Source organism: Streptomyces sp. NPDC007991 (assembly GCF_042958445.1).
Classification (GTDB): domain Bacteria; phylum Actinomycetota; class Actinomycetes; order Streptomycetales; family Streptomycetaceae; genus Streptomyces.
In genome coordinates, this window is sequence record NZ_JBIBJD010000007.1 from 328,777 (window position 1) to 355,048 (window position 26,272).

At 71.9% G+C, this 26,272-nt stretch carries 25 protein-coding genes; 9 read left to right on the forward strand and 16 right to left on the reverse strand.

The annotated features are described in order from the left end of the window. Positions 1–67: 67 nt before the first annotated feature. From ACFZDA_RS22135 to afsQ1, 3 genes are read right to left on the reverse strand one after another with little or no spacing between them, the layout of a single operon-like run. Positions 68–685 carry a hypothetical protein gene (locus tag ACFZDA_RS22135; protein WP_391084010.1) on the reverse strand — a complete coding sequence of 206 codons (618 nt, stop codon included), beginning with the start codon at positions 683–685 and terminating at the stop codon, positions 68–70. After that, entirely contained in the window at positions 682–2,289 is a 1,608-nt protein-coding gene (locus ACFZDA_RS22140; protein WP_391084013.1) for an ATP-binding protein, read from the reverse strand. Before ACFZDA_RS22140 ends, ACFZDA_RS22135 begins: the two co-directional genes overlap by 4 nt. After that, positions 2,286–2,963 (reverse strand): two-component system response regulator AfsQ1, encoded by a 678-nt coding sequence (afsQ1, locus tag ACFZDA_RS22145; RefSeq protein ID WP_010048893.1) that lies wholly within the window; start codon positions 2,961–2,963, stop codon positions 2,286–2,288. Before afsQ1 ends, ACFZDA_RS22140 begins: the two co-directional genes overlap by 4 nt. A 237-nt stretch (positions 2,964–3,200) precedes the next feature. Here afsQ1 and ACFZDA_RS22150 point away from each other — a divergent pair, with 237 nt between their 5' ends. Beyond that, positions 3,201–3,956 (forward strand): SigE family RNA polymerase sigma factor, encoded by a 756-nt coding sequence (locus ACFZDA_RS22150; RefSeq protein ID WP_391084017.1) that lies wholly within the window; start codon positions 3,201–3,203, stop codon positions 3,954–3,956. 245 nt (positions 3,957–4,201) lie between these two features. Here the strand turns inward: ACFZDA_RS22150 and ACFZDA_RS22155 are convergent, their stop codons facing one another. The 4 genes from ACFZDA_RS22155 to deoC all read right to left on the reverse strand — a co-directional run bounded on the left by ACFZDA_RS22155 (position 4,202) and on the right by deoC (position 8,388). Further along, entirely contained in the window at positions 4,202–4,861 is a 660-nt protein-coding gene (locus ACFZDA_RS22155) for a uridine kinase (protein ID WP_391084019.1), read from the reverse strand. A 227-nt stretch (positions 4,862–5,088) separates the two neighbouring features. Continuing rightward, a complete protein-coding gene (locus ACFZDA_RS22160) occupies positions 5,089–5,976 on the reverse strand; it encodes an aldehyde dehydrogenase family protein (protein WP_391084022.1) in 888 nt (295 codons plus the stop codon). Continuing rightward, a complete protein-coding gene (locus ACFZDA_RS22165) occupies positions 5,969–7,405 on the reverse strand; it encodes an aldehyde dehydrogenase family protein (protein ID WP_391084603.1) in 1,437 nt (478 codons plus the stop codon). Before ACFZDA_RS22165 ends, ACFZDA_RS22160 begins: the two co-directional genes overlap by 8 nt. Before the next feature lie 20 nt (positions 7,406–7,425). After that, a complete protein-coding gene (gene deoC, locus ACFZDA_RS22170; RefSeq protein WP_391084025.1) occupies positions 7,426–8,388 on the reverse strand; it encodes a deoxyribose-phosphate aldolase in 963 nt (320 codons plus the stop codon). A 173-nt stretch (positions 8,389–8,561) separates the two neighbouring features. Between deoC and ACFZDA_RS22175 the strand changes: the two genes are divergently transcribed. Next, positions 8,562–9,278 carry a PH domain-containing protein gene (locus tag ACFZDA_RS22175; RefSeq protein ID WP_391084027.1) on the forward strand — a complete coding sequence of 239 codons (717 nt, stop codon included), beginning with the start codon at positions 8,562–8,564 and terminating at the stop codon, positions 9,276–9,278. A 74-nt stretch (positions 9,279–9,352) separates the two neighbouring features. Here the strand turns inward: ACFZDA_RS22175 and ACFZDA_RS22180 are convergent, their stop codons facing one another. From ACFZDA_RS22180 to ACFZDA_RS22190, 3 genes are all read right to left on the reverse strand, one after another. Further along, positions 9,353–11,014 carry a phospho-sugar mutase gene (locus ACFZDA_RS22180; protein ID WP_391084030.1) on the reverse strand — a complete coding sequence of 554 codons (1,662 nt, stop codon included), beginning with the start codon at positions 11,012–11,014 and terminating at the stop codon, positions 9,353–9,355. A gap of 281 nt (positions 11,015–11,295) precedes the next feature. Beyond that, positions 11,296–12,120, reverse strand: a complete 825-nt coding sequence (locus ACFZDA_RS22185; protein ID WP_391084033.1) for a purine-nucleoside phosphorylase — start codon at positions 12,118–12,120, stop codon at positions 11,296–11,298. Positions 12,121–12,213: 93 nt separating this feature from the next. Beyond that, on the reverse strand, positions 12,214–12,651 hold the full coding sequence (locus ACFZDA_RS22190) for a gamma-glutamylcyclotransferase (protein WP_391084035.1): 438 nt from the start codon (positions 12,649–12,651) through the stop codon (positions 12,214–12,216). A 97-nt stretch (positions 12,652–12,748) separates the two neighbouring features. Here ACFZDA_RS22190 and ACFZDA_RS22195 point away from each other — a divergent pair, with 97 nt between their 5' ends. Both ACFZDA_RS22195 and ACFZDA_RS22200 read left to right on the forward strand, forming a co-directional pair. Beyond that, the gene (locus tag ACFZDA_RS22195) at positions 12,749–14,197 is read left to right on the forward strand and encodes an NAD(P)H-quinone dehydrogenase (protein ID WP_391084038.1); all 1,449 of its coding nucleotides are present in this window, start codon (positions 12,749–12,751) and stop codon (positions 14,195–14,197) included. Positions 14,198–14,362: 165 nt separating this feature from the next. Further along, complete coding sequence (locus tag ACFZDA_RS22200) at positions 14,363–15,337, forward strand: DeoR family transcriptional regulator (RefSeq protein WP_391084042.1); 975 nt, start codon at positions 14,363–14,365, stop codon at positions 15,335–15,337. Between the two features lie 254 nt (positions 15,338–15,591). Here the strand turns inward: ACFZDA_RS22200 and ACFZDA_RS22205 are convergent, their stop codons facing one another. Then, on the reverse strand, positions 15,592–17,367 hold the full coding sequence (locus ACFZDA_RS22205) for a biotin carboxylase N-terminal domain-containing protein (RefSeq protein ID WP_391084045.1): 1,776 nt from the start codon (positions 17,365–17,367) through the stop codon (positions 15,592–15,594). A 344-nt stretch (positions 17,368–17,711) separates the two neighbouring features. On the opposite strand from ACFZDA_RS22205, the gene ACFZDA_RS22210 reads away from it, so the two are divergent. Beyond that, complete coding sequence (locus ACFZDA_RS22210; protein ID WP_391084047.1) at positions 17,712–18,188, forward strand: hypothetical protein; 477 nt, start codon at positions 17,712–17,714, stop codon at positions 18,186–18,188. Here ACFZDA_RS22210 and ACFZDA_RS22215 read toward each other — a convergent pair. From ACFZDA_RS22215 to ACFZDA_RS22230, 4 genes are all read right to left on the reverse strand, one after another. Beyond that, complete coding sequence (locus ACFZDA_RS22215) at positions 18,157–18,777, reverse strand: Maf family nucleotide pyrophosphatase (RefSeq protein ID WP_391084050.1); 621 nt, start codon at positions 18,775–18,777, stop codon at positions 18,157–18,159. The genes ACFZDA_RS22210 and ACFZDA_RS22215 overlap by 32 nt on opposite strands. A 32-nt stretch (positions 18,778–18,809) precedes the next feature. Then, complete coding sequence (mmpB, locus tag ACFZDA_RS22220) at positions 18,810–18,938, reverse strand: morphogenic membrane protein MmpB (protein WP_267482369.1); 129 nt, start codon at positions 18,936–18,938, stop codon at positions 18,810–18,812. Between the two features lie 78 nt (positions 18,939–19,016). Beyond that, a complete protein-coding gene (locus ACFZDA_RS22225) occupies positions 19,017–19,226 on the reverse strand; it encodes an acyl-CoA carboxylase epsilon subunit (RefSeq protein WP_391084054.1) in 210 nt (69 codons plus the stop codon). Between the two features lie 24 nt (positions 19,227–19,250). Then, the gene (locus ACFZDA_RS22230) at positions 19,251–20,861 is read right to left on the reverse strand and encodes a carboxyl transferase domain-containing protein (protein WP_391084057.1); all 1,611 of its coding nucleotides are present in this window, start codon (positions 20,859–20,861) and stop codon (positions 19,251–19,253) included. Positions 20,862–20,971: 110 nt separating this feature from the next. Here ACFZDA_RS22230 and ACFZDA_RS22235 point away from each other — a divergent pair, with 110 nt between their 5' ends. Continuing rightward, positions 20,972–21,838, forward strand: coding sequence for a biotin--[acetyl-CoA-carboxylase] ligase (locus tag ACFZDA_RS22235; RefSeq protein WP_391084060.1), 867 nt, complete (start codon positions 20,972–20,974; stop codon positions 21,836–21,838). A gap of 258 nt (positions 21,839–22,096) precedes the next feature. Beyond that, entirely contained in the window at positions 22,097–23,200 is a 1,104-nt protein-coding gene (locus ACFZDA_RS22240; RefSeq protein ID WP_391084063.1) for an adenylate/guanylate cyclase domain-containing protein, read from the forward strand. A 5-nt stretch (positions 23,201–23,205) separates the two neighbouring features. Here ACFZDA_RS22240 and ACFZDA_RS22245 read toward each other — a convergent pair whose 3' ends face one another. Beyond that, a complete protein-coding gene (locus ACFZDA_RS22245; protein WP_391084066.1) occupies positions 23,206–23,844 on the reverse strand; it encodes a hypothetical protein in 639 nt (212 codons plus the stop codon). A 215-nt stretch (positions 23,845–24,059) separates the two neighbouring features. On the opposite strand from ACFZDA_RS22245, the gene ACFZDA_RS22250 reads away from it, so the two are divergent. Then, entirely contained in the window at positions 24,060–24,860 is an 801-nt protein-coding gene (locus tag ACFZDA_RS22250) for an enoyl-CoA hydratase-related protein (protein WP_391084068.1), read from the forward strand. 197 nt (positions 24,861–25,057) lie between these two features. Continuing rightward, a complete protein-coding gene (locus ACFZDA_RS22255) occupies positions 25,058–26,209 on the forward strand; it encodes a diguanylate cyclase domain-containing protein (RefSeq protein ID WP_391084071.1) in 1,152 nt (383 codons plus the stop codon). The last annotated feature ends 63 nt before the right edge of the window (positions 26,210–26,272 follow it).

Below are 26,272 nucleotides of genomic sequence, written 5' to 3' on the forward strand. Positions count from 1 at the left end.
ATCGGTTCCGGGAAGGGCCCCGGTTGGCCGGTGAGGCATGCGCCACAGCGGGGCGGAACCCGCCCGCTCACTCCCCGGCCGCGTCCGTGGAAGGCGGTTCCTTGCTGCCCGGCCGGGCCCGCACCTCGTCCGTGCACGCGTAGCGGCGCGGGGAGCCGGCGCCGGGGCCGCCCAGGACCACGGAGCCGTCGCCCTCGGCGGCCGCCGAGTCGGAGAAGGTGCAGACGATCTGGGCGAGGGCGTACGAGGTGAGGCTGTCCGGCGCCATGCTCAGCCGCAGCGTGTCCTCCGGGTCCCCGGGCCGGGGCCCGCCCACGCTGATGCCGCCGCGTACGTCCGTGCTGTAGCCGGCCTCCTTCTCGGCGGGCGACGGCTGCGCCGCGAGCTGGTCCAGCAGGCCCTGCGCCACCAGCATCCGCCGCTCGGAGTCGGCCGCGCCGTCCGGGACCCGTACCGTACGGTCGACGGTCACCAGCGACGACCCGCACAGCAGGAACACCTGCACGGGCAGCCCCCGCGCGGCCTGCGCCGACACGTCCGGCTCGGCGAGCGAACAGCGCACCCGCGAGGGCGCGGGCCCGAAGTTCGTCGGGACCTCCGTGGCCCGGATCCCGCAGCCGGCGAGCAGCAGGGCGAGCAGGGAGACGGCACCGATCCGGGCCCTTGAGACGAGACGTGCGGTCATCGGGCGTCACCCTTCGCGTCCGCGCCCCGGTCCCGGCCGGTGCCGTCCCCGTGCTTGCGCTCGCCCTCGGCGGGCTGTTCCCCCGGCGCGGACGTGTGGCGCGGGAGCCGCAGGGTGAACACCGCGCCCGAGTCGGGCGAGTTGGCCGCGGTGATCTCGCCGCCGTGGATGTGGGCGTTCTCCTGGGCGATGGACAGGCCCAGGCCACTGCCCTCGGAGCGCGGCCGGGAGGCGCTGGCCTTGTAGAAACGGTCGAAGACGTGCGGCAGGACGTCCTCGGGGATGCCGGGCCCGTGGTCCTGCACCTCGATGACGAGCGAGTCGTCCTCCACCCGGACGGACACCCGCACCGGGGAGCCGCCGTGCTTGAGCGCGTTGCCGATCAGGTTGGCCAGGATGACGTCCAGACGGCGCGGATCCAGGCGGGCGTGGATGCCGCGCTCGGCGTCCAGCTCGACCGCGTCCAGCCAGGCACGGGCGTCGATGCACGCGGTGATCTGGTCGGCGATGTCCACGTCGTCCAGGACGAGCCGGGCCGTGCCCGCGTCGAAGCGGGTGACCTCCATCAGGTTCTCGACCAGGTCGTTCAGCCGCCGGGTCTCGCTGACCACCAGCCGGACGGCGGGCTCGATCATCGGGTCCATGCTCCCGGTCTCCGCCTCCAGCTCCTCCTCCAGCACCTCCGTCACGGCGGTGATGGCGGTGAGCGGCGTCCGCAGCTCATGGCTCATGTCGGCCACGAACCGCCGCGACGCCTCGTCCCGCGCGGCCATGTCGGCGACCCGCTTCTCCAGCGCCTCGGCCGCCTTGTTGAAGGTCCGCGACAGGTCGGCGAGTTCGTCGGTCCCGGACACCCTGAGCCGGGTGTCCAGCTTGCCCTCGCCGAGCCGCCGCGCGGCCGTCCCCAGCCGCTGCACCGGCTTCAGCACGGTCGTCGCCGCGGCCTGCGCGAGCAGCGCCGAGCCGATCAGCGCGAGCGCCGTCGCGATCCCCAGCGACCAGGCCAGCGAGTTGAGGTCCTTCGCCTCCGGCTCCAGCGACTTCAGCATGTAACCGGTCGGACCGCCGCCGATCACCCGCGTTCCCGCCACGAGATACGGCGTGTCGTGGTCGACGACCCGCTGCCAGTACAGGTGGTACGGGTGCTTGTTGGACTCGTCGATCTTCTCGGCCCTGTTCACCGCCGTGCGCAGCGAGACCGGCACGTCCCGCAGCGAGAAGCCGCTCAGCCCGCCGGAGCTGCCGTAGACGGTCCTGCCGTCGGCGTCGCGCGCGACCAGCAGCACGCTGAAGCGCTGGTCGCTGCCCGCCATCTGGCCCGCGGTGTGCTGGAGCTCGTCCTGCGTGGGCCGGTCGGGCAGCGCGCCCGCCCGGTTCTGCATCTCCTGGTCGAAGTCGCGCAGCACGGCGTCCTGGGCGCGGGTGAGCACGGCCTCACGGTTGAGCCAGTACGCGATGCCGGACGCGGACACGGCGGCCGTCAGCGCCACCAGGCCGAAGACGACGACCAGCCTCAGCCGCAGGCTGGTGAAGCGCAGCCGCGACGAAACTCCCTTGCGCGCCGCGGTCCAGCCGCGGGTCCCCCCCTGGTTCCCCTGTGTCACTGAGGCGGATCCAGCCGGTAACCGACACCCCGCACGGTACGGATCAGCGTCGGGGACGAGGGCACGTCCTCGACCTTGGCGCGCAGCCGCTGGACACACGCGTCCACGAGCCGCGAGTCGCCCAGGTAGTCGTGTTCCCACACCAGCCGCAGCAGCTGCTGCCGCGACAGCGCCTGCCCCGGCCGCCGGCTCAGCTCCAGCAGCAGCCGCAGCTCGGTCGGCGTGAGCTGGAGGTCCTCGCCGTTCTTCGTCACGGTCATCGCCGAGCGGTCGATGACGAGGCTGCCGAACGTCGCCGCGTCGTTGGACTCCCGCTCGCCGCGCCGCAGCACGGCCCGGATCCGGGCGTCCAGCACCCGCCCCTGCACCGGCTTGACGACGTAGTCGTCGGCGCCGGACTCCAGCCCGACGACCACGTCGATGTCGTCGCTGCGCGCGGTGAGCAGGATGATCGGCAACTGGTCCGTGCGCCGGATGCGCCGGCACACCTCGAAACCGTCGATGCCGGGCAGCATCACGTCCAGCACGATCAGATCCGGCCGCTGCTCGCGCAGCAGCTTCAGACCGTCCTCACCACTGGCAGCGGTCGCCACCCGGTGACCCTGGCGCGTCAGTGAGAGCTCCAGGGCCGTCCGGATGGCGTCGTCGTCCTCGATCAGCAACAGGGAAGGCACGGGCACATTCTGGCCCATGGAGGGGTCACGGTTCGACATGTGGGCCGAGATGAGACCTGCGCACAGCGCCGACGCCTGTGCACGAGGTGTGTCCGCCATATGGCCGAGCCCTGTGACAGGTCTGTGACAGTCGACGGACACGGCCATGAAAGTGCCGCGGCAAAGTTTTCGGCACAAGCAGGAAAGCCCGCCCCACCGGCGGGCCGCACACCGGAAGTCCACGACGGGGGGCGCGAGATGAACACGCTGCACGGCACCAGCACCAGCGCAGTGATCACGCGTCTGCACGACGTGAACCGGGGTTCCGAGAAGTCCGGTGTCGTGAGCGGGCGGGGGTGCGCTCGCGGCACCGGGCGTCAGCACACCACGTTCATGACGGTGATCGACGCACACACGGGGGACGGCGAGGGGACGGGGGCGGCTCACGGGGGAGCCGCGTACAGGGAGGACCCGGGGGAGCGCCGCTCGCTGTCGGAGGCGGAGTTCACCGCCTACGTCCAGGAGCGCCGCGCCTCCCTGTACGCCACCGCCTACCACCTCACCGGCGACCGCTTCGAGGCCGAGGACCTGCTCCAGAGCGCGCTGTTCTCGACGTACCGGGCATGGGACCGGATCAGTGACAAGGCCGCGGTCGGGGGCTACCTCCGCCGCACCATGACCAACCTGCACATCAGCGCGTGGCGCCGCCGCAAGCTGAACGAGTACCCGACCGAGGAACTGCCGGAGACGCCCGGCGACACGGACGCGATGCGCGGCACCGAGCTGCGCGCGGTCCTGTGGCAGGCGCTGGCCCGGCTGCCCGAGCTCCAGCGCACCATGCTGGTCCTGCGCTACTACGAGGGCCGCACGGACCCGGAGATCGCGGAGATCCTCGACATCAGTGTCGGCACGGTGAAGTCCAGCATCTGGCGGTCACTCCGCCGGCTGCGCGAGGACCAGGTCCTCAGCTTCGGCCGTGACGAGGAGGACGCCTTCGGCGAGCTCGTCGCCTGAAGGTCGGGGGGGAGCACCAAAGGGGCCCCACGGGGGAGTGGAACCGGGGCCCACGGGGGAACTGCGGAGACGCTGGGGGGCGTCTCCTCAGGACACGGGGGAACGCGGGGGAGCACAACGGGGGAGCACAACGGGGGAGCACCACAGCGGGACTGGAGGGCCGGGGGGTCCGTCCAGTCCCGCTTTTCCGTCGTTTTCGTCGTCCCGTTTCGTCGTCCCGCTTTTTCGTCTGCTTTTTTCGCCGTCTAGGCCGCCGTACCGAGGCTCGCGCACCGGCCCGCCGCAGCGGCCGCCAGCCGGCCCATCGCCTCGTCGCGGTCGCAGGCGTACGCGCCCAGCGCCCTCTGGCGGGCGACGATCGAGCGCTCCTGGCGCATCAGACGCCAGCCGCGGCGCAGCAGGAACGGCACCGACTTGCGGCCCTCCCGCAGATCCCGCAGGAAGCGGCGGCGGAACGTCTTCACCGGGCCGCGGCTCAGGCACAGCGCGTCGGCGAGGACGCCGAGCTCCCGGCAGCGCGTGACGATCTCCGCGGCGAAGATGCCCTCCGCGATGAACACCGGGGTCCGCCCGATGTCCACCGTCTCCGCGCCGGTACGGGCACTGCGCGCGATGTCGTAGACGGGGACGTCCGTACGGCCTGTGCGGCACAGCCGGGTGATCGCGGCGACGGCCGTGTCCGCGTCCCACGACTCCGGATGGTCCCAGTCGATGTCCGAACTGCCCGCCACCAGCGGCAGCGTCGGGTCGTCGCCCTCCTTGTAGAAGTCGTCGAGCCGCAGCACCGGGAGGCCGGAGCGGGCCGCGAGGAGGGACTTGCCGGAGCCGGAGGGGCCGCAGAGCAGCACGACTCGCGTCGGTATGGCCAGAGGAGAACTCACGGGACACCAGTGTGAGGCATCCATCGGGGGCCGTACGACCCCGCGTCGCCTTTGATGCGCGCGTCACACCTCGACGAGGTGCTTCAGAAGGTGCCGGCGACGGCCCGACACGACACTCCCGAGAAGCCGACCGCCCAGCGTGCCCTGGCCGTCGCGTCAAGCCGATGACGTACGAGAGAAGCGAGAGAAGCCCCGGCCCTCCCGGACGGAGGAGGGACGGGGCTTGCGCTGTGAGGGCGTTCTCTTGCGCTCTAGTACGAGGAACCCGACGCGCCCAGTGACCCCGTCGGGTGCCAGACCGTTTTGGTCTCCAGGAACGCCGTCAGGCGGTCGATGCCGGGCGTCTCCGCGTAATCCACAGGCTGTGGACGCAGGACGCGCTTGAGGTTGTCGGCCGCGGCGATCTCCAGTTCCTTCGCGAGGGCCTCGTCGGCGCCCGCGAGGTCGATCGCGTTGACGTCCTGGTGGGCGGCCAGCGGGGGCGCGATCTCCGCCGTGCGGCCCGACAGGACGTTGACCACGCCGCCGGGGACGTCCGAGGTGGCCAGCACTTCGGCGAGGGACAGCGCGGGCAGCGGGGACTGCTCGCTCGCCACCACGACCGCCGTGTTGCCGGTCGCGATCACCGGGGCGAGCACCGACACCAGGCCCAGGAAGGACGACTCCTGGGGCGCCAGGACGGCGACCACGCCGGTCGGCTCGGGGGAGGACAGGTTGAAGAACGGACCCGCGACCGGGTTGCCGCCGCCGACCACCTGGGCGATCTTGTCGGTCCAGCCCGCGTACCAGACCCAGCGGTCGATCGTCGCGTCCACGACCGCCGCCGCCTTGGACTTCGACAGCCCCTCGGCGTCGGCCACCTCACGCGTGAACTGGTCGCGGCGGCCCTCCAGCATCTCCGCGACACGGTAGAGGACCTGGCCGCGGTTGTACGCCGTCGCGCCGGACCAGCCGCCGAACGCCTTGCGGGCGGCCACGACCGCGTCACGGGCGTCCTTGCGGGAGGACAGGGGCGCGTTCGCCAGCCAGTTGCCCTTTGCGTCGGTCACCTCGTACACCCGGCCGCTCTCGGAACGCGGGAACTTGCCGCCCACGTACAGCTTGTAGGTCTTGAGGACACTCAGTCGCGTGTCAGACATCGAGGTACGCCTCCAGGCCGTGGCGGCCGCCCTCGCGGCCGAAGCCCGACTCCTTGTAGCCGCCGAACGGCGATGTCGGGTCGAACTTGTTGAACGTGTTGGACCAGACGACTCCCGCGCGGAGCTTGTTCGCGACCGCCAGGATGCGCGAGCCCTTCTCCGTCCAGACACCGGCGGACAGGCCGTACGGCGTGTTGTTGGCCTTGGCGACCGCCTCGTCCGGCGTGCGGAAGGTCAGGACCGACAGCACCGGGCCGAAGATCTCGTCGCGGGCGATGGTGTGCGCCTGGGTGACGTTCGTGAAGAGCGTCGGGGCGAACCAGTAGCCGCTCTCCGGCAGTTCACAGGCCGGCGACCAGCGCTCGGCGCCCTCCGCCTCGCCCTGCTCGACCAGCGAGGTGATGCGCGTGAGCTGTTCCTCGGAGTTGATCGCGCCGATGTCGGTGTTCTTGTCCAGCGGGTCGCCGAGGCGGAGGGTCGACAGGCGGCGCTTGAGGGAGTCGAGGAGTTCGTCGTGGACCGACTCCTGGACCAGCAGGCGGCTGCCGGCGCAGCAGACCTGGCCCTGGTTGAAGAAGATGCCGTTCACGATGCCCTCGACGGCCTGGTCGATCGGGGCGTCGTCGAAGACGATGTTGGCGCCCTTGCCGCCCAGTTCGAGCGTGACCTTCTTGCGGGTGCCGGCGACCGTGCGGGCGATCTCCTTGCCGACGGCCGTGGAGCCCGTGAAGGCCACCTTGTTCACGTCCGGGTGGGCCACCAGCGCCGCGCCCGCGCCGCCGTAGCCGGGGAGGATGTTGACGACGCCCTTCGGCAGGCCCGCCTGGCGGCAGATGTCCGCGAAGAAGAGCGCCGAGAGGGGCGTGGTCTCAGCGGGCTTCAGGACGACCGTGTTGCCGGTCGCGAGCGCCGGGGCGATCTTCCACGCCAGCATCAGCAGCGGGAAGTTCCAGGGGATGACCTGACCGGCCACGCCCAGCGGCCGCGGGTTCGCGCCGAAGCCCGCGTGGTCGAGCTTGTCGGCCCAGCCCGCGTAGTAGAAGAAGTGCGCCGCGACCAGGGGGAGGTCCGCGTCGCGGGTCTCCTTGATCGGCTTGCCGTTGTCGAGGGTTTCGAGGACGGCGAGTTCGCGGGAGCGCTCCTGGATGATCCGCGCGATGCGGAACAGGTACTTGGCGCGCTCCGAGCCGGGCAGCGCCGACCACTTCTCGAAGGCCTTGCGGGCCGCCTGTACGGCGCGGTCCACGTCGGCCTCGCCCGCCTGGGCGATCTCGGCGAGGACCTCCTCGGAGGAGGGGCTGACGGTCTTGAAGACCTTGCCGTCCGCCGCCTCGGTGAACTCGCCGTCGATGAACAGGCCGTACGAGGGCGCGATGTCGACGATCGCGCGCGACTCGGGCGCCGGGGCGTATGCGAATACCGATGACACGTTGTCCCTGTTCATGGGTATCAGTCCACCGTCACGTAGTCGGGGCCGGAGTAGCGGCCGGTGGCCAGCTTCTGGCGCTGCATCAGCAGGTCGTTCAGCAGCGAGGAGGCGCCGAAGCGGAACCAGTGGTTGTCCAGCCAGTCCCCGCCGGCGGTCTCGTTGACCAGCACGAGGAACTTGATGGCGTCCTTGGAGGTGCGGATACCGCCGGCCGGCTTCACGCCGACCTGGACGCCGGTCTGTGCCCGGAAGTCACGTACCGCCTCCAGCATGAGGAGCGTGTTCGCCGGGGTCGCGTTGACGGCGACCTTTCCGGTGGACGTCTTGATGAAGTCCGCGCCCGCCAGCATCCCGAGCCAGCTCGCGCGGCGGATGTTGTCGTACGTCGACAGCTCGCCCGTCTCGAAGATGACCTTCAGGCGCGCGGACGTGCCGCAGGCCTCCTTCACGGCGGTGATCTCGTCGTACACCTTCAAGTATCGGCCCGCGAGGAACGCCCCGCGGTCGATGACCATGTCGATCTCGTCGGCGCCGGCGGCCACGGCCTCACGGACGTCGGCCAGCTTGACGGTGAGCGGGGCGCGGCCGGCCGGGAACGCCGTGGCGACGGAGGCGACCTTCACGCCGGAGCCGGCGACGGCCTCCTTGGCCACGGCCACCATGTCGGGGTAGACGCAGACCGCTGCCGTCGTGGGCGCCGTGCGGTCGGTCGGGTCGGGCCGGACCGCCTTCGCGCCGAGCGCCCGGACCTTGCCCGGGGTGTCCGCGCCTTCCAGCGTCGTCAGGTCGACCATCGAGATGGCCAGGTCGATGGCGTACGCCTTCGCGGTCGTCTTGATCGAACGCGTGCCTAGGGAGGCCGCACGGGCCTCCAGTCCGACCGCGTCGACGCCGGGGAGCCCGTGGAGGAAGCGGCGCAGCGCGCTGTCGGACGCGGTGACGTCCTTGAGGGGGTGAGCTGCGGTGAGTGCAGAACTGGGCATGGTCACCAGACGAGCATATCTACGCGCGTAGCGGCTGTACAGCCCCTGGGTTTGGTCGGGTGGGGTGGTGAGGTGCGCGGGTGGTGGGGTGCGTGGGTGTGGTGGTGCGGGGGGTGTGGTGTGCGGGGTGGGGTGCGGTGGGTGGCCCGCATACGGTCCGGCAGAATCGGAGCATGACGAGCCCCGAGTCCCAGTCGCCCGCGCCGCAGCCTTCGGAGCCCGAGTCCGAGGACCGGGTGTACCGGTCGGTTCCGGCCATCGCCGGTGGCGCGCTGCTGCTCGCCATCGCCGGGTGGCTCGGCATCGACGCGGTGGTTTCGGGCGAGGGGCGCACGCCGTGGATGGCGCTCGCCGTGCTGATCCTGATCGTGCCGCTGGTCGTCGCCTTCACGCTGCGGCCCGCCGTGTACGCGAGTGACGACCGGCTGCGGATCCGCAATCCGTTCCGCGTCATCGTGGTGCCGTGGGGGCAGGTCGCCTCGTTGAAGTCCTCCTACTCGAACGAGGTCCTCACCGAGTCCGGCGCGAAGTACCAGCTGTGGGCCGTGCCCGTCTCGCTGCGCGCCCGCAAGAAGGCCGCGCGGCGTGAGATGCGGGCGACCGCGCAGGCCCGGCGGGAGATGGGGCGGGACGAGGGGCGCGGCAGTGCGCTCGGGATGCGTGCGGGACTGGGGTCCGGGCCGGGGCAGGGCCTCGGCGGTGGCCATGTGCCGGACGGGCCCGCGCGGGCGGAGACCGACCGGATCATGGATGAGCTGCGGGGGCTGCACGAGGCGCGGCGCCGGGCGGAGACGGCGCAGGGGGAGGTGACCGTGCGGTGGGCGTACGAGGTGATGGGGCCGGCGGTTGCCGGGGCGGTGTTGGTGCTGGCGCTGTGGGTGGTCGGCTGAGGGGGACGGGCGTCGGCCCCGGGCCGGGGTGCTCGGCTTCGGTGGGGCCGGCCTGTCCGTGTCCGACCGCGGGGTCAGATGCCTGCCGCTGTCGACAGGTCGCGTTTGATCGACTCCAGTAGGGCCGTCGCCCGTGCGCGGGCCTCGGGGAGCTCGGCGTGGGCCGCGACCGGGATCACGACCTCCAGGTAGCACTTCAGCTTCGGCTCCGTGCCGCTCGGGCGGACGATCACCCGGGCGCCGTCGAGGGTGTAGCGCAGGCCGTCGGTGGGCGGGAGGGTGTCCGTGCCCTGCGTGAGGTCGTCGGTGCGGGTGATCGGCAGGCCGGCGAGTTCGGTCGGGGGCTGTTCGCGCAGGCGGCGCATCGCGGCGCTGATGAGGGAGAGGTCCTCCACGCGGACCGAGAGCTGGTCCGTGGCGTGCAGGCCGTGTTCCACGGCCAGGTCGTCGAGGAGGTCGAGGAGGGTGCGGCCCTCCTCCTTGAGCTGCGAGGCCAGTTCCGTGATCAGGAGCGCGGCCGTGATGCCGTCCTTGTCGCGTACGCCGTCCGGGTCGACGCAGTAGCCGAGGGCCTCCTCGTAGCCGTAGCGCAGGCCCTCCGCGCGGGCGATCCACTTGAAGCCGGTGAGGGTCTCGACGTGGGGGAGGCCGGCCTTCTCGGCGATGCGGCCGAGGAGGGAGGAGGAGACGATCGACTCCGCGAAGGTGCCGGTCGCTCCGCGGCGGACCAGGTGGGCGGCGAGCAGGGCGCCTACCTCGTCGCCGCGGAGCATGCGCCAGTCGGCGCCGTTCTGGCCGTTCTGTACGGCGACGGCGCAGCGGTCTGCGTCCGGGTCGTTGGCGATGATCAGGTCGGGGGCGGGGGTGAGCGCGCGGGCCGTCGCGAAGGCCAGGTCCATCGCGCCGGGCTCCTCGGGGTTGGGGAACGCGACGGTCGGGAAATCCGGGTCGGGCTCGGCCTGTTCCGTGACGAGGGCCGGTTCCGGGAAGCCGGCGCGGGCGAAGGCGGAGAGGAGGACGTCCTTGCCGACGCCGTGCATCGCCGTGTACACCGTGCGGGCGGTGCGGGGGGAACCCTTGGACAGGACGGCGTCGGTGCGGGCGAGGTAGGCGTCGAGGACGCTGTCGTCCAGGGTCTCCCAGCCTTCTGTGGGGCGCCGGACGGTGGCGAGGGAGGGGACGGCGGCGATCTCCGCCGCGATCTCGGTGTCCGCCGGGGGGACGATCTGGGAGCCGTCGCCGAGGTAGACCTTGTAGCCGTTGTCGCGGGGCGGGTTGTGGCTGGCGGTGACCTCCACGCCGGCGACCGCGCCGAGGTGCCTTATCGCGAAGGCGAGGACGGGGGTGGGGAGGGGGCGGGGGAGGACGGCGGCGCGCAGGCCGGCGCCGGTCATGACGGCGGCGGTGTCGCGGGCGAAGTCGTGCGACTTGTGGCGGGCGTCGTAGCCGATGACGACGAGGCCGGCACCCTCTTCCCGCTGGGAGGGACCCTGCTTCTTGAGGTACGCGGCGAGGCCGGCGGCCGCGCGGATGACGACGGAGCTGTTCATGCGCATGGGGCCGGCGCCGAGTTCGCCGCGGAGGCCGGCGGTGCCGAACTGGAGGGTGCCGCTGAAGCGGGCGGCGAGTTCGGTGTGGTCCTGGGCGTCGATGAGGCGGGCGAGCTCGGTGCGGGTTTCCGGGTCGGGGTCCTCGGTGAGCCACGCCTGGGCCTGTGCGATGAGTTCGTCGTGCACGGTCTGTGTCAGCCTCTCCGTTGGGTGGTGCGGGTGCGGGTGGGGATGCCTGCGGCGGCCTGTGCGTGGGCGTGGGGGTGCGCGTAGCGCCTGCGCGGTGGTGGTGGGCCGGAGCCGCGCCGGGGGGTGTCCGTCCTCGGAACGGCGCGATGGGGTTGCGTACCGACTGACCCCCCGTTGACGCGCCAACCGCTGCGGGCGGACACCCCCCGGCACGTCCCCTTCCGTGCGTACGCGGGTGCGGGTGCGTCGTGGTTGCCCTGGCTGCGGGCAGTCCAGGCTTACAGGCGTCCCAGGACCTGGGCGAGCAGTGAGCCCATGCGCGTCGCGGAGTCGCGGCCGGCCTGGAGGACCTCTTCGTGGTTGAGGGGCTCTCCCGTCATGCCCGCCGCCAGGTTCGTGACGAGGGAGATGCCCAGAACCTCCGCACCGGCCTCACGCGCGGCGATCGCCTCCAGGACCGTCGACATGCCCACCAGGTCCGCACCGATGACCCGGGCCATACGGATCTCCGCCGGAGTCTCGTAGTGCGGGCCGGGGAACTGGGCGTAGACGCCCTCCTCCAGGGTGGGGTCGACCTCCTTGCACAGGGCCCGCAGGCGCGGGGAGTAGAGGTCGGTGAGGTCGACGAAGTTGGCACCGATGATGGGGGAGGTGGCGGTGAGGTTGATGTGGTCGCTGATCAGGACCGGCTGGCCGGGGCGCATGCCCTCGCGCAGGCCTCCGCAGCCGTTCGTGAGGACGATCGTCTTGCAGCCGGCCGAGACCGCGGTGCGGACGCCGTGGGAGACCGCTGCCACACCGCGGCCCTCGTAGTAGTGCGTACGGCCGAGGAAGACGAGGGCGCGCTTGTTGCCGATGCGGTACGAGCGGATCTTGCCTCCGTGGCCCTCGACCGCCGGGGGCGGGAAGCCGGGCAGCTCGGTGACCTGGAGTTCGGCCTCGGGGGCACCGAGGGCGTCCACGGCCGGAGCCCAGCCGGAGCCCATCACGAGGGCGACGTCGTGGGTCTCGGCGCCCGTGAGTTCGCGCAGGCGGGCCGCGGCGGCGTCGGCGGCGGCGTGGGGGTTGCCCTGGAGGTCGTCCGGAAGAAGAGATGCGTTCACGCGCACGAGGGTAGCCGGTGATTGCCTACGCGCGTAGATGGCAGAGCTCACGGGGTGACGATCGTTGTCTTGTCGTTTCCGGCGAAGCCGGGCTCAGCAGGGCCGCTTGCGCAGTTCCATCACGTAGTCGTGCGGGGCGCCGGCCGATTCCGCCGCGTCGGCGATCTCGCCCAGGTATCGGGCGGAGGGCAGGCCGCCCTCGTAGGCGTTGAGGGTGAAGGCCCACGCCTGTTCGTCACCCTCCAGGGTGTGTACCCGTACGCGTGTGCGGCGGTAGATGTCGAGTCCCACACCCTCCCAGCGGTCGAGTGACTCCTCGTCCATGGGGGCGATCTCGTAGAGCGCGACGAAGACCTGGGAGAGGGGGTCCTCGACGATCGTCGGCAGGGCGCCCTCCCAGCCCATGTGCTCGCCGCCGAAGGTCAGCCGCCACCCGTCCAGCCAGCCGGTGGCGCGCAGCGGCGAGTGCGGGGCGCGGCGGGACATCAGCCGCGCGTCGAGGTTGCCGGCGTACGCGGCGTAGAGCGACATGGGGAGAGGGTACGGCAGGTGCCCCTGCGTCACTCGCGTAACGGAGCCGCATCGGCGGCGGGCCCCGGGGCGGTGCCATGTTGAGGGGTGCGGGACAATGGGGTACGTGACTCGGATCGTGATCATCGGTGGCGGACCCGGCGGATACGAAGCGGCCCTGGTGGCCGCTCAACTCGGCGCGGAGGTGACCGTCGTCGACTGCGACGGTCTGGGCGGGGCGTCGGTGCTGACCGACTGTGTGCCGTCGAAGACCCTGATCGCCACGGCCGAGGTGATGACCACCTTCGACTCCTCGTACGAGGAGCTGGGGATCATCGTCGCGGACGACACCCCGCCGCTGGAGCAGAGCGCCCGGGTGGTGGGGGTCGACCTGGGGAAGGTCAACCGGCGTGTGAAGCGGCTCGCGCTCGCCCAGTCGCATGACATCACGGCCTCCGTGACGCGTGCCGGGGCGCGTGTCCTGCGCGGGCGCGGGCGGCTGGAGGGCATGCAGGCGCTCGACGGGTCGCGCAAGGTCGTGGTGCGCGCCGCCGACGGGAGTGAGGAGACCCTCACGGCGGACGCCGTGCTCATCGCCACCGGCGGGCATCCCCGCGAGTTGCCCGACGCCCAGCCCGACGGCGAGCGGATCCTGAACTGGACCCAGGTGTACGACCTCGACGAGCTCCCCGAGGAGCTGATCGTGGTCGGGTCGGGTGTGACCGGTGCCGAGTTCGCCGGTGCCTATCAGGCGCTGGGGTCGAAGGTGACGCTCGTGTCGTCGCGGGACCGGGTGCTGCCGGGTGAGGACCCGGACGCGGCGGCGGTCCTGGAGGAGGTCTTCCGGCGGCGCGGCATGAACGTCATGGGGCGTACCCGGGCGCAGTCCGCCAAGCGGGTCGGGGACCGGGTCGAGGTGACGCTCTCCGACGGGCGGGTCATCTCCGGGTCGCACTGCCTCATGGCCGTCGGTGCCGTGCCCAACAGCTCGGGCATGGGGCTGGAGGACGCCGGGGTCCGGCTGCGCGAGTCCGGTCACATCTGGACCGACAAGGTGTCGCGTACGACCGCTCCGGGCGTGTACGCGGCCGGTGACGTGACGGGCGTGTTCGCCCTCGCGTCCGTGGCCGCCATGCAGGGGCGTATCGCCATGTACCACTTCCTGGGCGATGCCGTGGCCCCGCTGAACCTGAAGACCGTCTCGTCGAACGTCTTCACCGACCCGGAGATCGCCACCGTCGGCTACACCCAGGCCGACGTCGACGGCGGGAAGATCGACGCCCGGGTCGTGAAGCTGCCGCTGCTGCGCAACCCGCGCGCGAAGATGCAGGGCATCCGCGACGGCTTCGTCAAGATCTTCTGCCGGCCGGGGACCGGGATCGTGGTCGGCGGTGTCGTCGTGGCGCCGCGTGCCTCGGAACTGATCCACCCCATCTCGATCGCGGTCGACAACAATCTGACAGTCGAACAGATTGCGAACGCCTTCACCGTCTATCCCTCGCTGTCGGGCTCGATCGCCGAGGTGGCACGGCAGTTGCACACCCGTAAGGAGACCGGCGAGAGCTGAGGCCGGATCCGGCTCCTCGCTGGTCACGGGGAGTGTTCGACCATGCGTGCGGCATAGGCGGCGCGACTAGGCCCTATACCACTTCCCGCAGCTCGGTGCGAACATCTTCTGCTATTCAGCGCAAACTGCTGAAAGCAGACGGTCGCTGGCGTTACTGTCAGTTTCGTGTTCGCTGCAGAACGTCGCCAATTGATCCTCGAAATGGTGCGAGCGAACGGGGCCGTGTCGCTCCGTGAGCTCGCCCGCGTCGTCCAGACCTCCGAAGTGACCGTACGGCGGGACGTGCGCGCGCTGGAGGCAGAAGGACTCCTCGACCGCCGGCACGGCGGTGCGGTACTGCCGGGCGGTTTCACGCGGGAGTCCGGCTTTCCGCAGAAGTCTCATCTCGCGACCGCCGAGAAGACCGCCATCGCCGACCTCGCCGCGAATCTCGTGGAAGAGGGCGAGGCGATCGTGGTCGGGGCGGGTACGACGACCCAGGAGCTGGCCCGCCGGCTCGCCCGGGTGCCCGGGCTGACCGTCGTCACCAACTCACTGCTGGTCGCCCAGGCGCTGGCCCATGCCAACCGGGTCGAGGTCGTGATGACCGGCGGTACGCTCCGCGGCTCGAACTACGCCCTGGTCGGCAGCGGTGCCGAGCAGTCCCTGCACGGGCTGAGGGTGTCGCGGGCGTTCCTGTCCGGGAGCGGTCTGACCGCGGAGCGGGGGCTGTCCACGTCCAACATGCTGTCGGCGTCGGTCGACCGGGCGCTGGTGCAGGCCGCCGCGGAGGTGGTGGTCCTCGCGGACCACACCAAGCTCGGGACGGACACGATGTTCCAGACCGTGCCGACGGATCTCATCACGCGCCTCGTGACGGACGAGCCGCCCGCCCATGACGACCGTGCGGCCACGGAGCTTCAGGCGCTCGCCGATCAAGGAGTGCAGATCACTGTCGCGGGGGCGCCGGGGGGCTCGGCGGGGGCGGGAGGCCCCGGGGGTGATGCCGGCCCGGCGCGTCAGCAGCGCCAGGATGTGCCGTTGCCAGGGCCTCGGCGGCAGGTGCCGGGGGCGGGGGGCGGGTTGCGGTCGGCCACGACGCTCGGGGAGCAGGGTCCTGGGGCGGAGCGGGCGAGGGTGGCGGATCTGCGGCGGCGTTGAGCCGACGGTGGGTCAAGTCGTTGCTGTTCGTTGCTCGGGCCGGGGCGTCGCACACCCGGCGTTGCGAGTTGCCGCCGGCGGCTGCTGAGGCCGGGTGGGGCCGCAGCCCGGCGGTGCGGGGCGCCGCTGCGCCCACCCGTGCCGCCCTGGGGTACCTCCCAGGCCCTTGAGGCACTGGGGAGGCATGATTGCCCGCAGCCAGGCCCCGGCGCGGCCCCGACCCGGGGCCGCGCCGTAGGTGTCGTCCGTCGGGCTCAGTCCTTGATCTCGCAGATCGCCGCGCCCGACGTGACCGACGTGCCGATTTCCGCGCTGAGGCCCTTGATCGTGCCGGACTTGTGGGCGTTGAGGGGCTGTTCCATCTTCATGGCCTCCAGGACGACGACCAGGTCGCCCTCCTCGACCTCCTGGCCCTCCTCCACCGCGACCTTGACGATCGTGCCCTGCATCGGGGAGGCGAGGGTGTCGCCGGAGGCGGCGGGGCCCGACTTCTTCGCCGCGCGGCGTTTGGGCTTGGCCCCGGCCGCGAGGCCCGTGCGGGCCAGGGACATGCCCAGGGACGCCGGGAGGGAGACCTCCAGGCGCTTGCCGCCGACCTCGACGACCACCGTCTCGCGGCCCGGCTCCTCGTCCGCCTCCAGGGCGTCCGCGGCCGCCGCGAACGGCTTGATCTCGTTGACGAACTCCGTCTCGATCCAGCGGGTGTGGACCGTGAACGGCCCGTCCTGACCGTGCACCTCAGGCGCGAACGCAGGGTCCTTCACCACCGCGCGGTGGAACGGGATCGCCGTCGCCATGCCCTCGACCTGGAACTCCTCCAGCGCACGCGCGGCCCGCTCCAGCGCCTCCTTGCGCGTGCGGCCGGTGACGATCAGCTTGGCCAGCAGGGAGTCCCACGCCGGGCCGATGACCGAACCGGACTCCACGCCGGCGTCCAGACGGACACCCGGACCGGACGGCGGGGCGAACGTCGTGACCGTGCCGGGGGCTGGGAGGAAGTTGCGGCCCGGGTCCTCGCCGTTGATGCGGAACTCGAAGGAGTGCCCGCGCAGCGCCGGGTCGTCGTAGCCGAGTTCCTCGCCGTCGGCGATGCGGAACATCTCGCGGACGAGGTCGATGCCGGCGACCTCCTCGGTGACCGGGTGCTCCACCTGGAGGCGGGTGTTGACCTCGAGGAAGGAGATCGTGCCGTCGTTGCCGACGAGGAACTCCACCGTGCCGGCGCCGACGTAGCCGGCCTCCTTCAGGATCGCCTTGGAGGCCGAGTACAGCTGCTCCACCTGCGCGTCGGACAGGAAGGGGGCCGGAGCCTCCTCCACCAGCTTCTGGTGGCGGCGCTGGAGCGAGCAGTCACGGGTGGAGACGACCACCACGTTGCCGTGCCGGTCGGCCAGGCACTGGGTCTCCACGTGCCGCGGCTTGTCGAGGTAGCGCTCGACGAAGCACTCGCCCCGGCCGAAGGCGGCGACGGCCTCGCGGACCGCCGAGTCGTACAGCTCCGGGACCTCTTCGAGCGTGCGCGCGACCTTCAGCCCACGGCCGCCGCCGCCGAACGCCGCCTTGATGGCGATCGGCAGGCCGTGCTGCTCGGCGAAGGCGACGACCTCCTGCGCACCGGACACCGGGTCGGGCGTGCCCGCCACCAGCGGGGCGCCCGCGCGCTGCGCGATGTGCCGGGCGGCGACCTTGTCGCCCAGGTCTCGGATGGCCTGCGGGGGCGGGCCGATCCAGATCAGGCCCGCGTCCAGGACCGCCTGCGCGAAGTCCGCGTTCTCGGAGAGGAATCCGTAGCCGGGGTGGATCGCGTCCGCGCCCGACTCGCGGGCGGCCTTCAGTACCTTCTCGATGTCGAGGTAGCTGGTGCCCGGCGTGTCACCGCCCAGGGCGAACGCCTCATCCGCGGCGCGGACATGCAGAGCGTCCCGGTCCGGGTCGGCGTAGACGGCGACGCTCGCGATGCCGGCATCCCGGCAGGCCCGGGCCACGCGGACAGCGATTTCGCCACGGTTGGCGATGAGCACCTTGCGCACGATGAGGCTCCCTCCTTGAAACAAGCCGAGTTTAGGGACTGCCGACACGGCACTTCGACCCGTCCCCAGTGGTGAGCTTGCCCACACGGAGCGTGATGCGAGGCTCGCTCGACCCGCGAAATCCCTTGTCGCACCGCGGTACGCAGTACTCCTGCGGGAAACCCTAGCCCTCCCCTGTGGTCAAGGTCTCTGTCATCACGTGCTGCGGGCCACTCGGTTTCTTTGTGGAGTCCCTACGAATGGCCCAATGATTCTTTGCTCGCCGCAGAACCCTTGTCCCACCGTTTACTCGTTAGTAGCGTTCGCGATGTCTCGAACGTACTAGGGGTAAGTGGGTGGGCCCGGTGGTGCGCAGGCCGGTGGCGTGGATCGTGGCGGCGGTGCTGTTCGGTGAGGCGTTCGGCGTCGCCGCGCTGAACTGGTTCCTCGGTGTCGTCGTCGACCGGCAGGACATGTCCCTGGCCGGGCTCGACCCGCACATGATGTCCGTGTCGTCGAAGATCGGCGGGATCGCCTTCGGCCTCTACTTCGCGCTGTGCGGCCTGGTGGCCCTGCTGGTGGCGCTGCGGGACCGGCCCCCGGCGGGCTTCGGGCGGGTGCTGCTGATCAGCGCGGCGGTCGTGCACGGGCTGCTCGGCGCGTTCACCTGGGGGCTCGTGGGCTGGCCCGCGTTCCTGTTCATGGTGCTGGTCCTCGGCCTGATCGTGCTGCTGCTGATGACGTACGACCGTCCGGCCGAGCCCGCCGGCGCCGCGCCCCGGGACGGGGCGGGCGGCGACGGCTCCCCGGTCACGTCTCCGCCGGCGCCCACAACTCCGTGATGCCGACGCCCAGCTCCGCGAGGAGCCGGCGGACCAGGGGCAGGCTGATGCCGATCACGTTGCCGTGGTCGCCGTCGATGCCGTCGATGAACGGGGCCGAGCGGCCGTCCAGCGTGAAGGCCCCGGCGACGTAGAGGGGTTCGCCGGAGGCGACGTAGGCGGCGATCTCCTCGTCGGTGGGTTCGCCGAAGTGGACGACGGTGGACGCGGTGGCGGAGGTGTAGCGGCCGGAGAGCGTGTCGTAGACGCAGTGGCCGGTCTGCAGGGTGCCGGCGCGTCCGCGCATCGCCTTCCAGCGGGCGGTGGCCTCCTCGGCGTCCGCCGGCTTGCCGAGGGCCTGGCCGTCCAGGTCGAGCACCGAGTCGCAGCCGATCACGATCGCTCCCTTGGCCTCCGGCCGGGCCGCCACGACGGAGGCCTTCGCCTCGGCCAGGGCGAGCGCCAGCTCGGCGGGGGTGGGTGCGGTGACGGCGTCCTCGTCGACACCGCTCACGATCACCTCGGGGGCCAGACCGGCCTGGCGGAGCAGTCCGAGCCGGGCGGGGGACTGGGAGGCGAGGACGAGTCGGCGGCGCGGCTGATCTGTCATGCGTTCAGCGTATCGGCGTCACCTGTCGCCTCTCACCGCACGCCGATCACGATCATCGCCAGCACCATGGCCAACGCCATGAGAACCCCGAGACGCCGAAGCATGTCCTGCGTGTCCCGCAGTTCTTCGGGCGGTTCGTTCTCGGGGTCGGACCACAGCATGCCTTCCATGGTCGGACGGGGGTGGGAGCGGCGCCTGAGTACGAGTACTCAACTTGTCCCCGCCCCCACCCCTACGGGTCAGCCCGGCCAGTATGTGCGGCCCCAGGCCGCCGGCCCCGGCTGGGGCAGGTGGTGGGCCGCGATGCGGGACGGGTCGGACCAGGAGTCGCGGGTGGCCGGCGCGCCGGGCGGCGTTGCTGCCGCCGCCGCGGCGCGGGCCCTGACCACCGCCAGGGCGGCGGCCAGCTCCTCCGGGGTCGGGTTGCCCCGTACGACCTTGATCGTCATGTGGGCCTCCTGGGCTCGCCGGTGTTAGAGGGGGATGTTGCCGTGCTTCTTCGGAGGCAGGGATTCCCGCTTCGTCCGCAGTTGACGCAGGCCGCGTACGACGTGCCGGCGGGTGTCGGAGGGCAGGATCACCGCGTCGACGTAGCCGCGCTCGGCCGCGACGTAGGGGTTGAGGAGGGCGTCCTCGTACTCCTGGATCAGCCGGGCCCGGACCGCCTCGGCGTTCTCGCCGTTCTCGCCGTTCGCCTCGGCCTCCGCGATCGTGCGGCGGTGCAGGATGTTGACCGCGCCCTGGGCGCCCATGACGGCGATCTGGGCGGTGGGCCAGGCGAGGTTGAGATCGGCGCCCAGGTGCTTGGAGCCCATGACGTCGTACGCGCCGCCGAAGGCCTTGCGGGTGATGACGGTGATGAGCGGGACGGTCGCCTCGGCGTAGGCGTAGATCAGCTTGGCGCCGCGCCGGATGATGCCGTCGTGCTCCTGGTCGACGCCGGGCAGGAAGCCGGGGACGTCGACGAAGGTCAGGACCGGGACGTTGAAGGCGTCGCAGGTCCGCACGAAGCGGGCCGCCTTCTCGCTGGCCTTGATGTCCAGGCACCCGGCGAACTGCATCGGCTGGTTGGCGACGATGCCGACCGGGTGGCCCTCGACCCGCCCGAAGCCGGTGACGATGTTCGGCGCGTACAGCGGCTGCGTCTCGAAGAACTCGGCGTCGTCCAGGACGTGCTCGATCACCGCGTGCATGTCGTACGGCTGGTTCGCGCTGTCCGGGACGATCGCGTCCAGCTCGCGGTCCTCGTCGGTGACCTCCAGGTCGGCCTCCTCCGGGAAGGCCGGCGGATCGGAGAGGTTGTTGGACGGCAGGTACGACAGCAGCTGCTTGATGTACTCGATGGCGTCCTTCTCGTCACCCGCCATGTGGTGGGCGACTCCGGACGTCGAGTTGTGGGTCCTGGCCCCGCCCAGCTCCTCGAAGCCGACGTCCTCGCCGGTGACGGTCTTGATGACGTCGGGCCCGGTGATGAACATGTGCGAGGTCTGGTCGACCATGACCGTGAAGTCGGTGATGGCCGGGGAGTAGACGGCCCCGCCCGCGCACGGGCCGACGACCAGGCTGATCTGCGGGATGACACCCGACGCGTGGGTGTTGCGGCGGAAGATCTCGCCGTAGGCACCGAGGGAGGCGACCCCCTCCTGGATCCGGGCGCCGCCGGAGTCGTTGATGCCGATGACCGGGCAGCCGGTCTTCAGGGCGAAGTCCATGACCTTGACGATCTTCTGCCCGTAGACCTCGCCGAGGGCCCCGCCGAAGACGGTGAAGTCCTGCGAGAACACGGCGACGGGGCGGCCGTCGACGGTGCCGTAACCGGTGACGACCCCGTCCCCGTACGGCCGGTTCTTGTCGAGGCCGAAGTTGGTGGAGCGGTGCCGGGCGAACTCGTCGAGTTCGACGAACGAACCCTCGTCCAGCAGGAGTTCGATCCGCTCTCGGGCCGTCAGCTTGCCCTTGGCGTGCTGCTTCTCGACGGCGCGTGCGGAGCCGGCGTGCGTCGCTTCCTCGATGCGGCGCTTGAGATCCGCGAGCTTGCCCGCGGTCGTGTGAATGTCAGGCTGCTGCTCTTCCGGCTCGGACATCGGGATGCGGCTCCCTGCCTGCTCAAAAGGGGGGACGGTTACTCATCCGTAGACTAGTGGGGTGCCTCCACTTCGGCAGTGCGGCGTTTACCACACCTAGGGTGGCTTGCATGACGCCGCGAGATGCATCAGAGCCGAACGGTAGCCGTTGGTCGGACCTGGACCGTCCGCCCCTCAACATCACCGCCCTGCGCCGGGGCTTGGTGCACGAGGGCGGACTGTGGTCCGAGGTGGACATAGTGCAGCGCACCGGCTCCACGAACTCCGACCTGGTGGCCCGGGCGGCGAAGGGCAGCGCCGCCGAGGGCGCGGTACTCGTCGCCGAGGAGCAGACGGCCGGGCGCGGGCGCCTCGACCGGCAGTGGACGGCGCCGCCCCGCTCCGGCCTGTTCTTCTCCGTGCTGCTCTCGCCGGGCGAGGTGCCGGTGGAGCGATGGGGGTGGCTGCCGCTGCTCACGGGGGTCGCGGTGGCGACGGGGCTGTCGCGGGCGGCGGGTGTCGACACGGCGCTGAAGTGGCCGAACGACCTGCTGGTCACCGTGCGGGGCGAGGAGCGCAAGGCCGGGGGGATTCTCGCGGAGCGGGCCGGGGACGGCGGGGTCGTCATCGGGGTCGGTATCAACGTCACGCTGAAGGAGGACGAGCTGCCGGTGCCCACGGCGGGGTCGCTGGGGCTGGCCGGGGCCGTGAGCACGGACCGGGATCCGTTGTTGCGTGGGGTGCTGCGGGCTCTGGAGGAGTGGTACGGGAAGTGGCGTGCGGCCGGGGGTGACGCGGTGGCGTGCGGGTTGCTGGAGGCGTATGCGGCGGGGTGCGCGACGCTCGGGAGGGAAGTGCGGGCGGAGTTGCCGGGGGATCGGGCCGTGGTCGGGGAAGCGGTCGCGGTGGACGGGGACGGGCGGTTGGTGCTGGCTACGGGGGAGGGGGTGCAGGAGCCTGTCGGCGCGGGGGACATCGTGCACTTGCGGCCCGCTTGACAGGTGCTCGGCGTGGGAGCCGGGGGATCGATCAGCCCACCCGGCCCGTCCGGCGATCGAGGACGAGGCCGTTCAGGCCGATCGGGGGTCCAGGGGGCGGAGCCCCCTGGGGACGGTGGGGCAACGCCCGGTGCCTCGGACCCGCCGGGTGCCTCACCTCACCCCCCGGCTGAACCTGACGGAGTGAGCTGGCGCACACCTGCCGTAGAGTTGAGGCCGGTCGATACATGACCGTGACAGATCGGAAGGGCAGCACGCGTGACCGTCGACGACTCGGGTTCCGGCGAGGACGCGCAGGGCGCCGACTCCGGCGAGGATCCGCTCGCCCTGCGCCTCGAAGGGCTCATCCTGGGCGCCGAGCGCCGCTACACCCCGTTCCAGGCGGCCCGCAGCGCCGGCGTCTCCATGGAACTGGCCTCCCGCTTCTGGCGGGCCATGGGCTTCGCCGACATCGGGCAGGCCAAGGCCCTCACGGAGGCGGACGTCCTCGCGCTGCGGCGTCTGGCCGGTCTCGTCGAGGCGGGGCTGCTGAGCGAGGCGATGGCGGTCCAGGTGGCCCGGTCCACCGGGCAGACCACCGCGCGGCTCGCCGAATGGCAGATCGACTCCTTCCTGGAGGGGCTGACCGAGCCGCCCGAGCCGGGCATGACGCGTACCGAGGTGACGTACCCGATCGTCGAGCTGCTCCTGCCCGAGCTGGAGGAGTTCCTGGTCTACGTCTGGCGGCGGCAGCTCGCCGCCTCGGCCGGACGGGTCGTGCAGGCCGCCGACGACGAGGAGATGGTGGACCGGCGGCTCGCGGTCGGCTTCGCCGATCTGGTCGGGTTCACGCGGCTGACCCGGCGGATGGAGGAGGAGGAGCTCGGCGAGCTGGTCGAGGCCTTCGAGACGACCGCCGCCGACCTGGTCGCCGCGAACGGCGGCCGGCTGATCAAGACCCTCGGCGACGAGGTGCTGTACGCCGCCGACGACGCGGGCACGGCCGCCGAGATCGCCCTGCGGCTGATCGAGACCATGGCACACGACGAGACGATGCCCGAGCTGCGCGTCGGCATGGCGTTCGGCACCGTGACCACCCGAATGGGTGATGTCTTCGGTACGACCGTGAATCTGGCGTCCCGGCTCACCTCGATAGCTCCGAAGGACGCCGTACTCGTCGACACCGCCTTCGCCGAGGAGCTGATCCGCACGCAGGACGCCCCGTCCTCGGAGGCGGAGGCGGCCGAGGAGGCCGCGGCGGCGGAGAAGGAGGGCGAGGAGCCGCCGACGTACCGGTTCGCGTTGCAGCCGATGTGGCAGCGGCCGGTGCGTGGACTGGGCGTCGTGGAGCCGTGGCTGCTCACGCGGCGGGACGTCCGCTGACGACCTCAGTCCAGTGGGTCCACGCACACGCCGATGACCGGCACGCACAGGCCCGGATCCCGCGATTTCCTGGGCTTCTCGGGCTCGGGATCGGGGGTGGGTGTGGCCCGGCTCGGTGGGGCGGGCGGGGTCCGGGCCGGGCGCGGAGCCCCGCCCCTGGCCGTCGGTGCCGGAGGGTTCGTCCTGTCGGGGATCGTCGTGGACCGGTCAGGCGCGGCCGTATCCGCCCCTCGGGTGCCGAGGGACGGGGACGTGGCCATGGACCCTGCCCTGAACGGGGCGGGCGGGGCTGCAGCGGGGCGGTGGGTGCCCGGCGGCGGGGTCAGGCCGCCCAGGGCGGTGGGTGACGAAGGGCTTGCCTCGGGGACGGTGGCGGCGGTGTCCGCGGCGTCGTCCGAGCCGGCCGTGACCGGGTCCGGGCGGGGCTGGGCCTCGACCGTGCCGACGCTGTCGGTGGCCGGGCCGGAAGCAAGGCGTACGAGGCTCAGGGCGCCGGCCGCCAGGGCGATGCCGCCGGCGGCGAGCAGGGCCTTGCGGGGGCGGGGCTTGCGGTGGCGGCCGCCTCGGGCGCGAGGTGAGAAGGAGCCGGTTTCCCCCGGTGCTCCGGTGTCCCGCTGCGGCATCGCCGGCTTGTTCGTCGTCATGGTCCCTCCCCGGTACGCACGCGCCCCCAGTGCGCCGCGGCGGATGCACGCTATGCGCTCCCCTGGGCGATCGGACCGGAGTTGCCCTGATGTCACTCGAACGGGTGGGCGGGGCCGTGGCGCGGGAACCGGACGCGTCCGCTCTTTCGCGGGTGGGGCGGGACTGCGATGATCGGAGCGGCGATGTTGTTAACCCGCGTTAACCGGAGGGTGTCATGAGTGAGGAACGGTTCGGGGAGTTCGTGCTGGTGCGGCGGCATGAGCAGGGGCATGTCGCGGAGCTCGTCCTCGACCGGCCCAAGGCCATGAACGCGGTGTCGACGGGGATGGCGCGGTCCATCGCCGGGGCGTGCGCGGCGCTCGGGGAGGACCGGGACGTACGCGTGGTCGTCCTGACCTCGACGCATGAGCGGGCGTTCTGTGTCGGGGCCGACCTGAAGGAGCGCAACTCGTTCAGCGACGCGGAGCTGGTGCGGCAGCGGCCCGTCGCGCGGGCGGCGTACACCGGGGTGCTGGAGCTGCCGGTGCCGACGGTGGCGGCGGTGCACGGGTTCGCGCTGGGAGGCGGGTTCGAGCTGGCGCTGGCGTGTGACGTGATCGTGGCGGACCGGACCGCGGTGGTGGGGCTGCCGGAGGTGTCGGTGGGGGTGATCCCCGGGGGCGGGGGGACGCAGTTGCTGCCGCGGCGGGTGGGGGCGGCGCGGGCGGCTGAGCTGATCTTCTCGGCGCGGCGGGTGGAGGCCGTCGAGGCGGGGGAGTCGGGGCTGGTCGATCAGGTGGTGGAGGAGGGGCGGGACCGGGAGTCGGCGCTGGAACTGGCTGCTCGGATCGCCGGGAACTCGCCGGTGGGGTTGCGGGCGGCGAAGCGGGCGTTGCGGTTGGGGCAGGGGCTGGATCTGCGGGCGGGCCTTGAGGTGGAGGATGCTGCCTGGCGGGCTGTGGCGTTTTCGGGGGATCGGGCGGAAGGGGTCGCCGCGTTCAATGAGAAGCGCAAGCCCCAGTGGCCCGGGGAGTGATCTGTACGGGGCGTGACGCTGGGGCCGGGTGGGTCCGCGGCCCGGCGGAGCGGGGTACCGCCGCGCCCGCCCGTGCCGCCCTGGGGGTACCTCCCAGGCCCTCAAGGCGCTGGTGGAGGCACGACCGCCCGCAGCCAAGTCGCCCCGTTCGCGCCGTCAACCGGACCAATTGGCTGGAAACTGCCTAGCCTGGGGTGATGGGTGAGGACAGACGGCTCGTGGCTGTCGTCGCGTTGGCTCAGGGGATGGCGGCCGCGCACGGGTTGCGTGAGGCGTGGCGTGCGGCGGCCGTCGGGGCGTGCCGGGCGCTGGGCGGCAGCTTTGCCGCGCTGTCGGTGTGGGAGCGGGAGCTCGGGCGGCTGAAGGTTCTTGTGAACGTCGGTGAGCTGGCCGACGGGGAAGAGGAGTTCCCGGAGGACGAGTCCTACCCGGTGCACCAGTTCGCGGAGATCACCGAGTTCCTGCACGAGCAGTGGGCCGGTGGCGGGGAACCGGACGCCTGGGTGGAGACCGCCGAGGGGCCTGCCGCCGGGCGGCGCCCCGGATACTGCCACCAGCGCGTCGCCGCCCTGCGCCGCCGGGGCCGCGGCTGCTGCGTGGTCGCGCCCATCGTGCTGCACGGCCGGGCCTGGGGCGAGCTGTATGTCGCCCGGCCGGCCGGGGAGCCCGTCTTCGAGCGGGCCGACGCCGACTTCGCCACCGTCCTGGCCGCCGTCGTCGCCGCGGGCATCGCCCAGACCGAGCGGCTGGAGGAGGCCCGGCGTCTGGCGTTCACCGACGCGCTGACGGGACTGGCCAACCGCCGCGCCGTCGACGTACGCCTGGAGCAGGCGATCGAGCGGCACCGCGGCGACGGAGCCGTCGTGAGCCTCGTCGTCTGCGATCTGAACGGGCTCAAGCGCGTCAACGACACCCACGGGCACGCCGCCGGCGACCGGCTCCTTGAGCGTTTCGGCTCGGTGCTGTCGCTGTGCGGGGCCATGCTGCCGGGGGCCCTGGCGGCACGGCTCGGCGGGGACGAGTTCTGTCTGCTCGCCATCGGGCCGCCCGCCGACCAGGTCGTGAAGGCGGCCGGTGAACTGTGCCGCCGGGCGGCGGAGTTGGAGCTCGGGGACGGCGTGGCCTGCGGGGTCGCGTCCACCGGGGACCCGATCGGTCCGGTGCGCTCGGCCCGGCGGCTGTTCCGGCTGGCCGACGCGGCCCAGTACCGGGCGAAGGCCGAGCAGGCCACCCGGCCGGTCGTCGCCGGCCGGGCCGGGCCCGACGACCCCGTCGTGCGGCTCGCGGACGAGCCGTCCCAGGAGAGCGACGGCGAGCGCCGGCGCTTCCGGGGGCGGCACGCGCCGTAGAGAGGGCGGGGCGGCCTGCGTGTGACGTATCGGTAAGGGGTGAACCGGGCCCCCAGTGGTGAC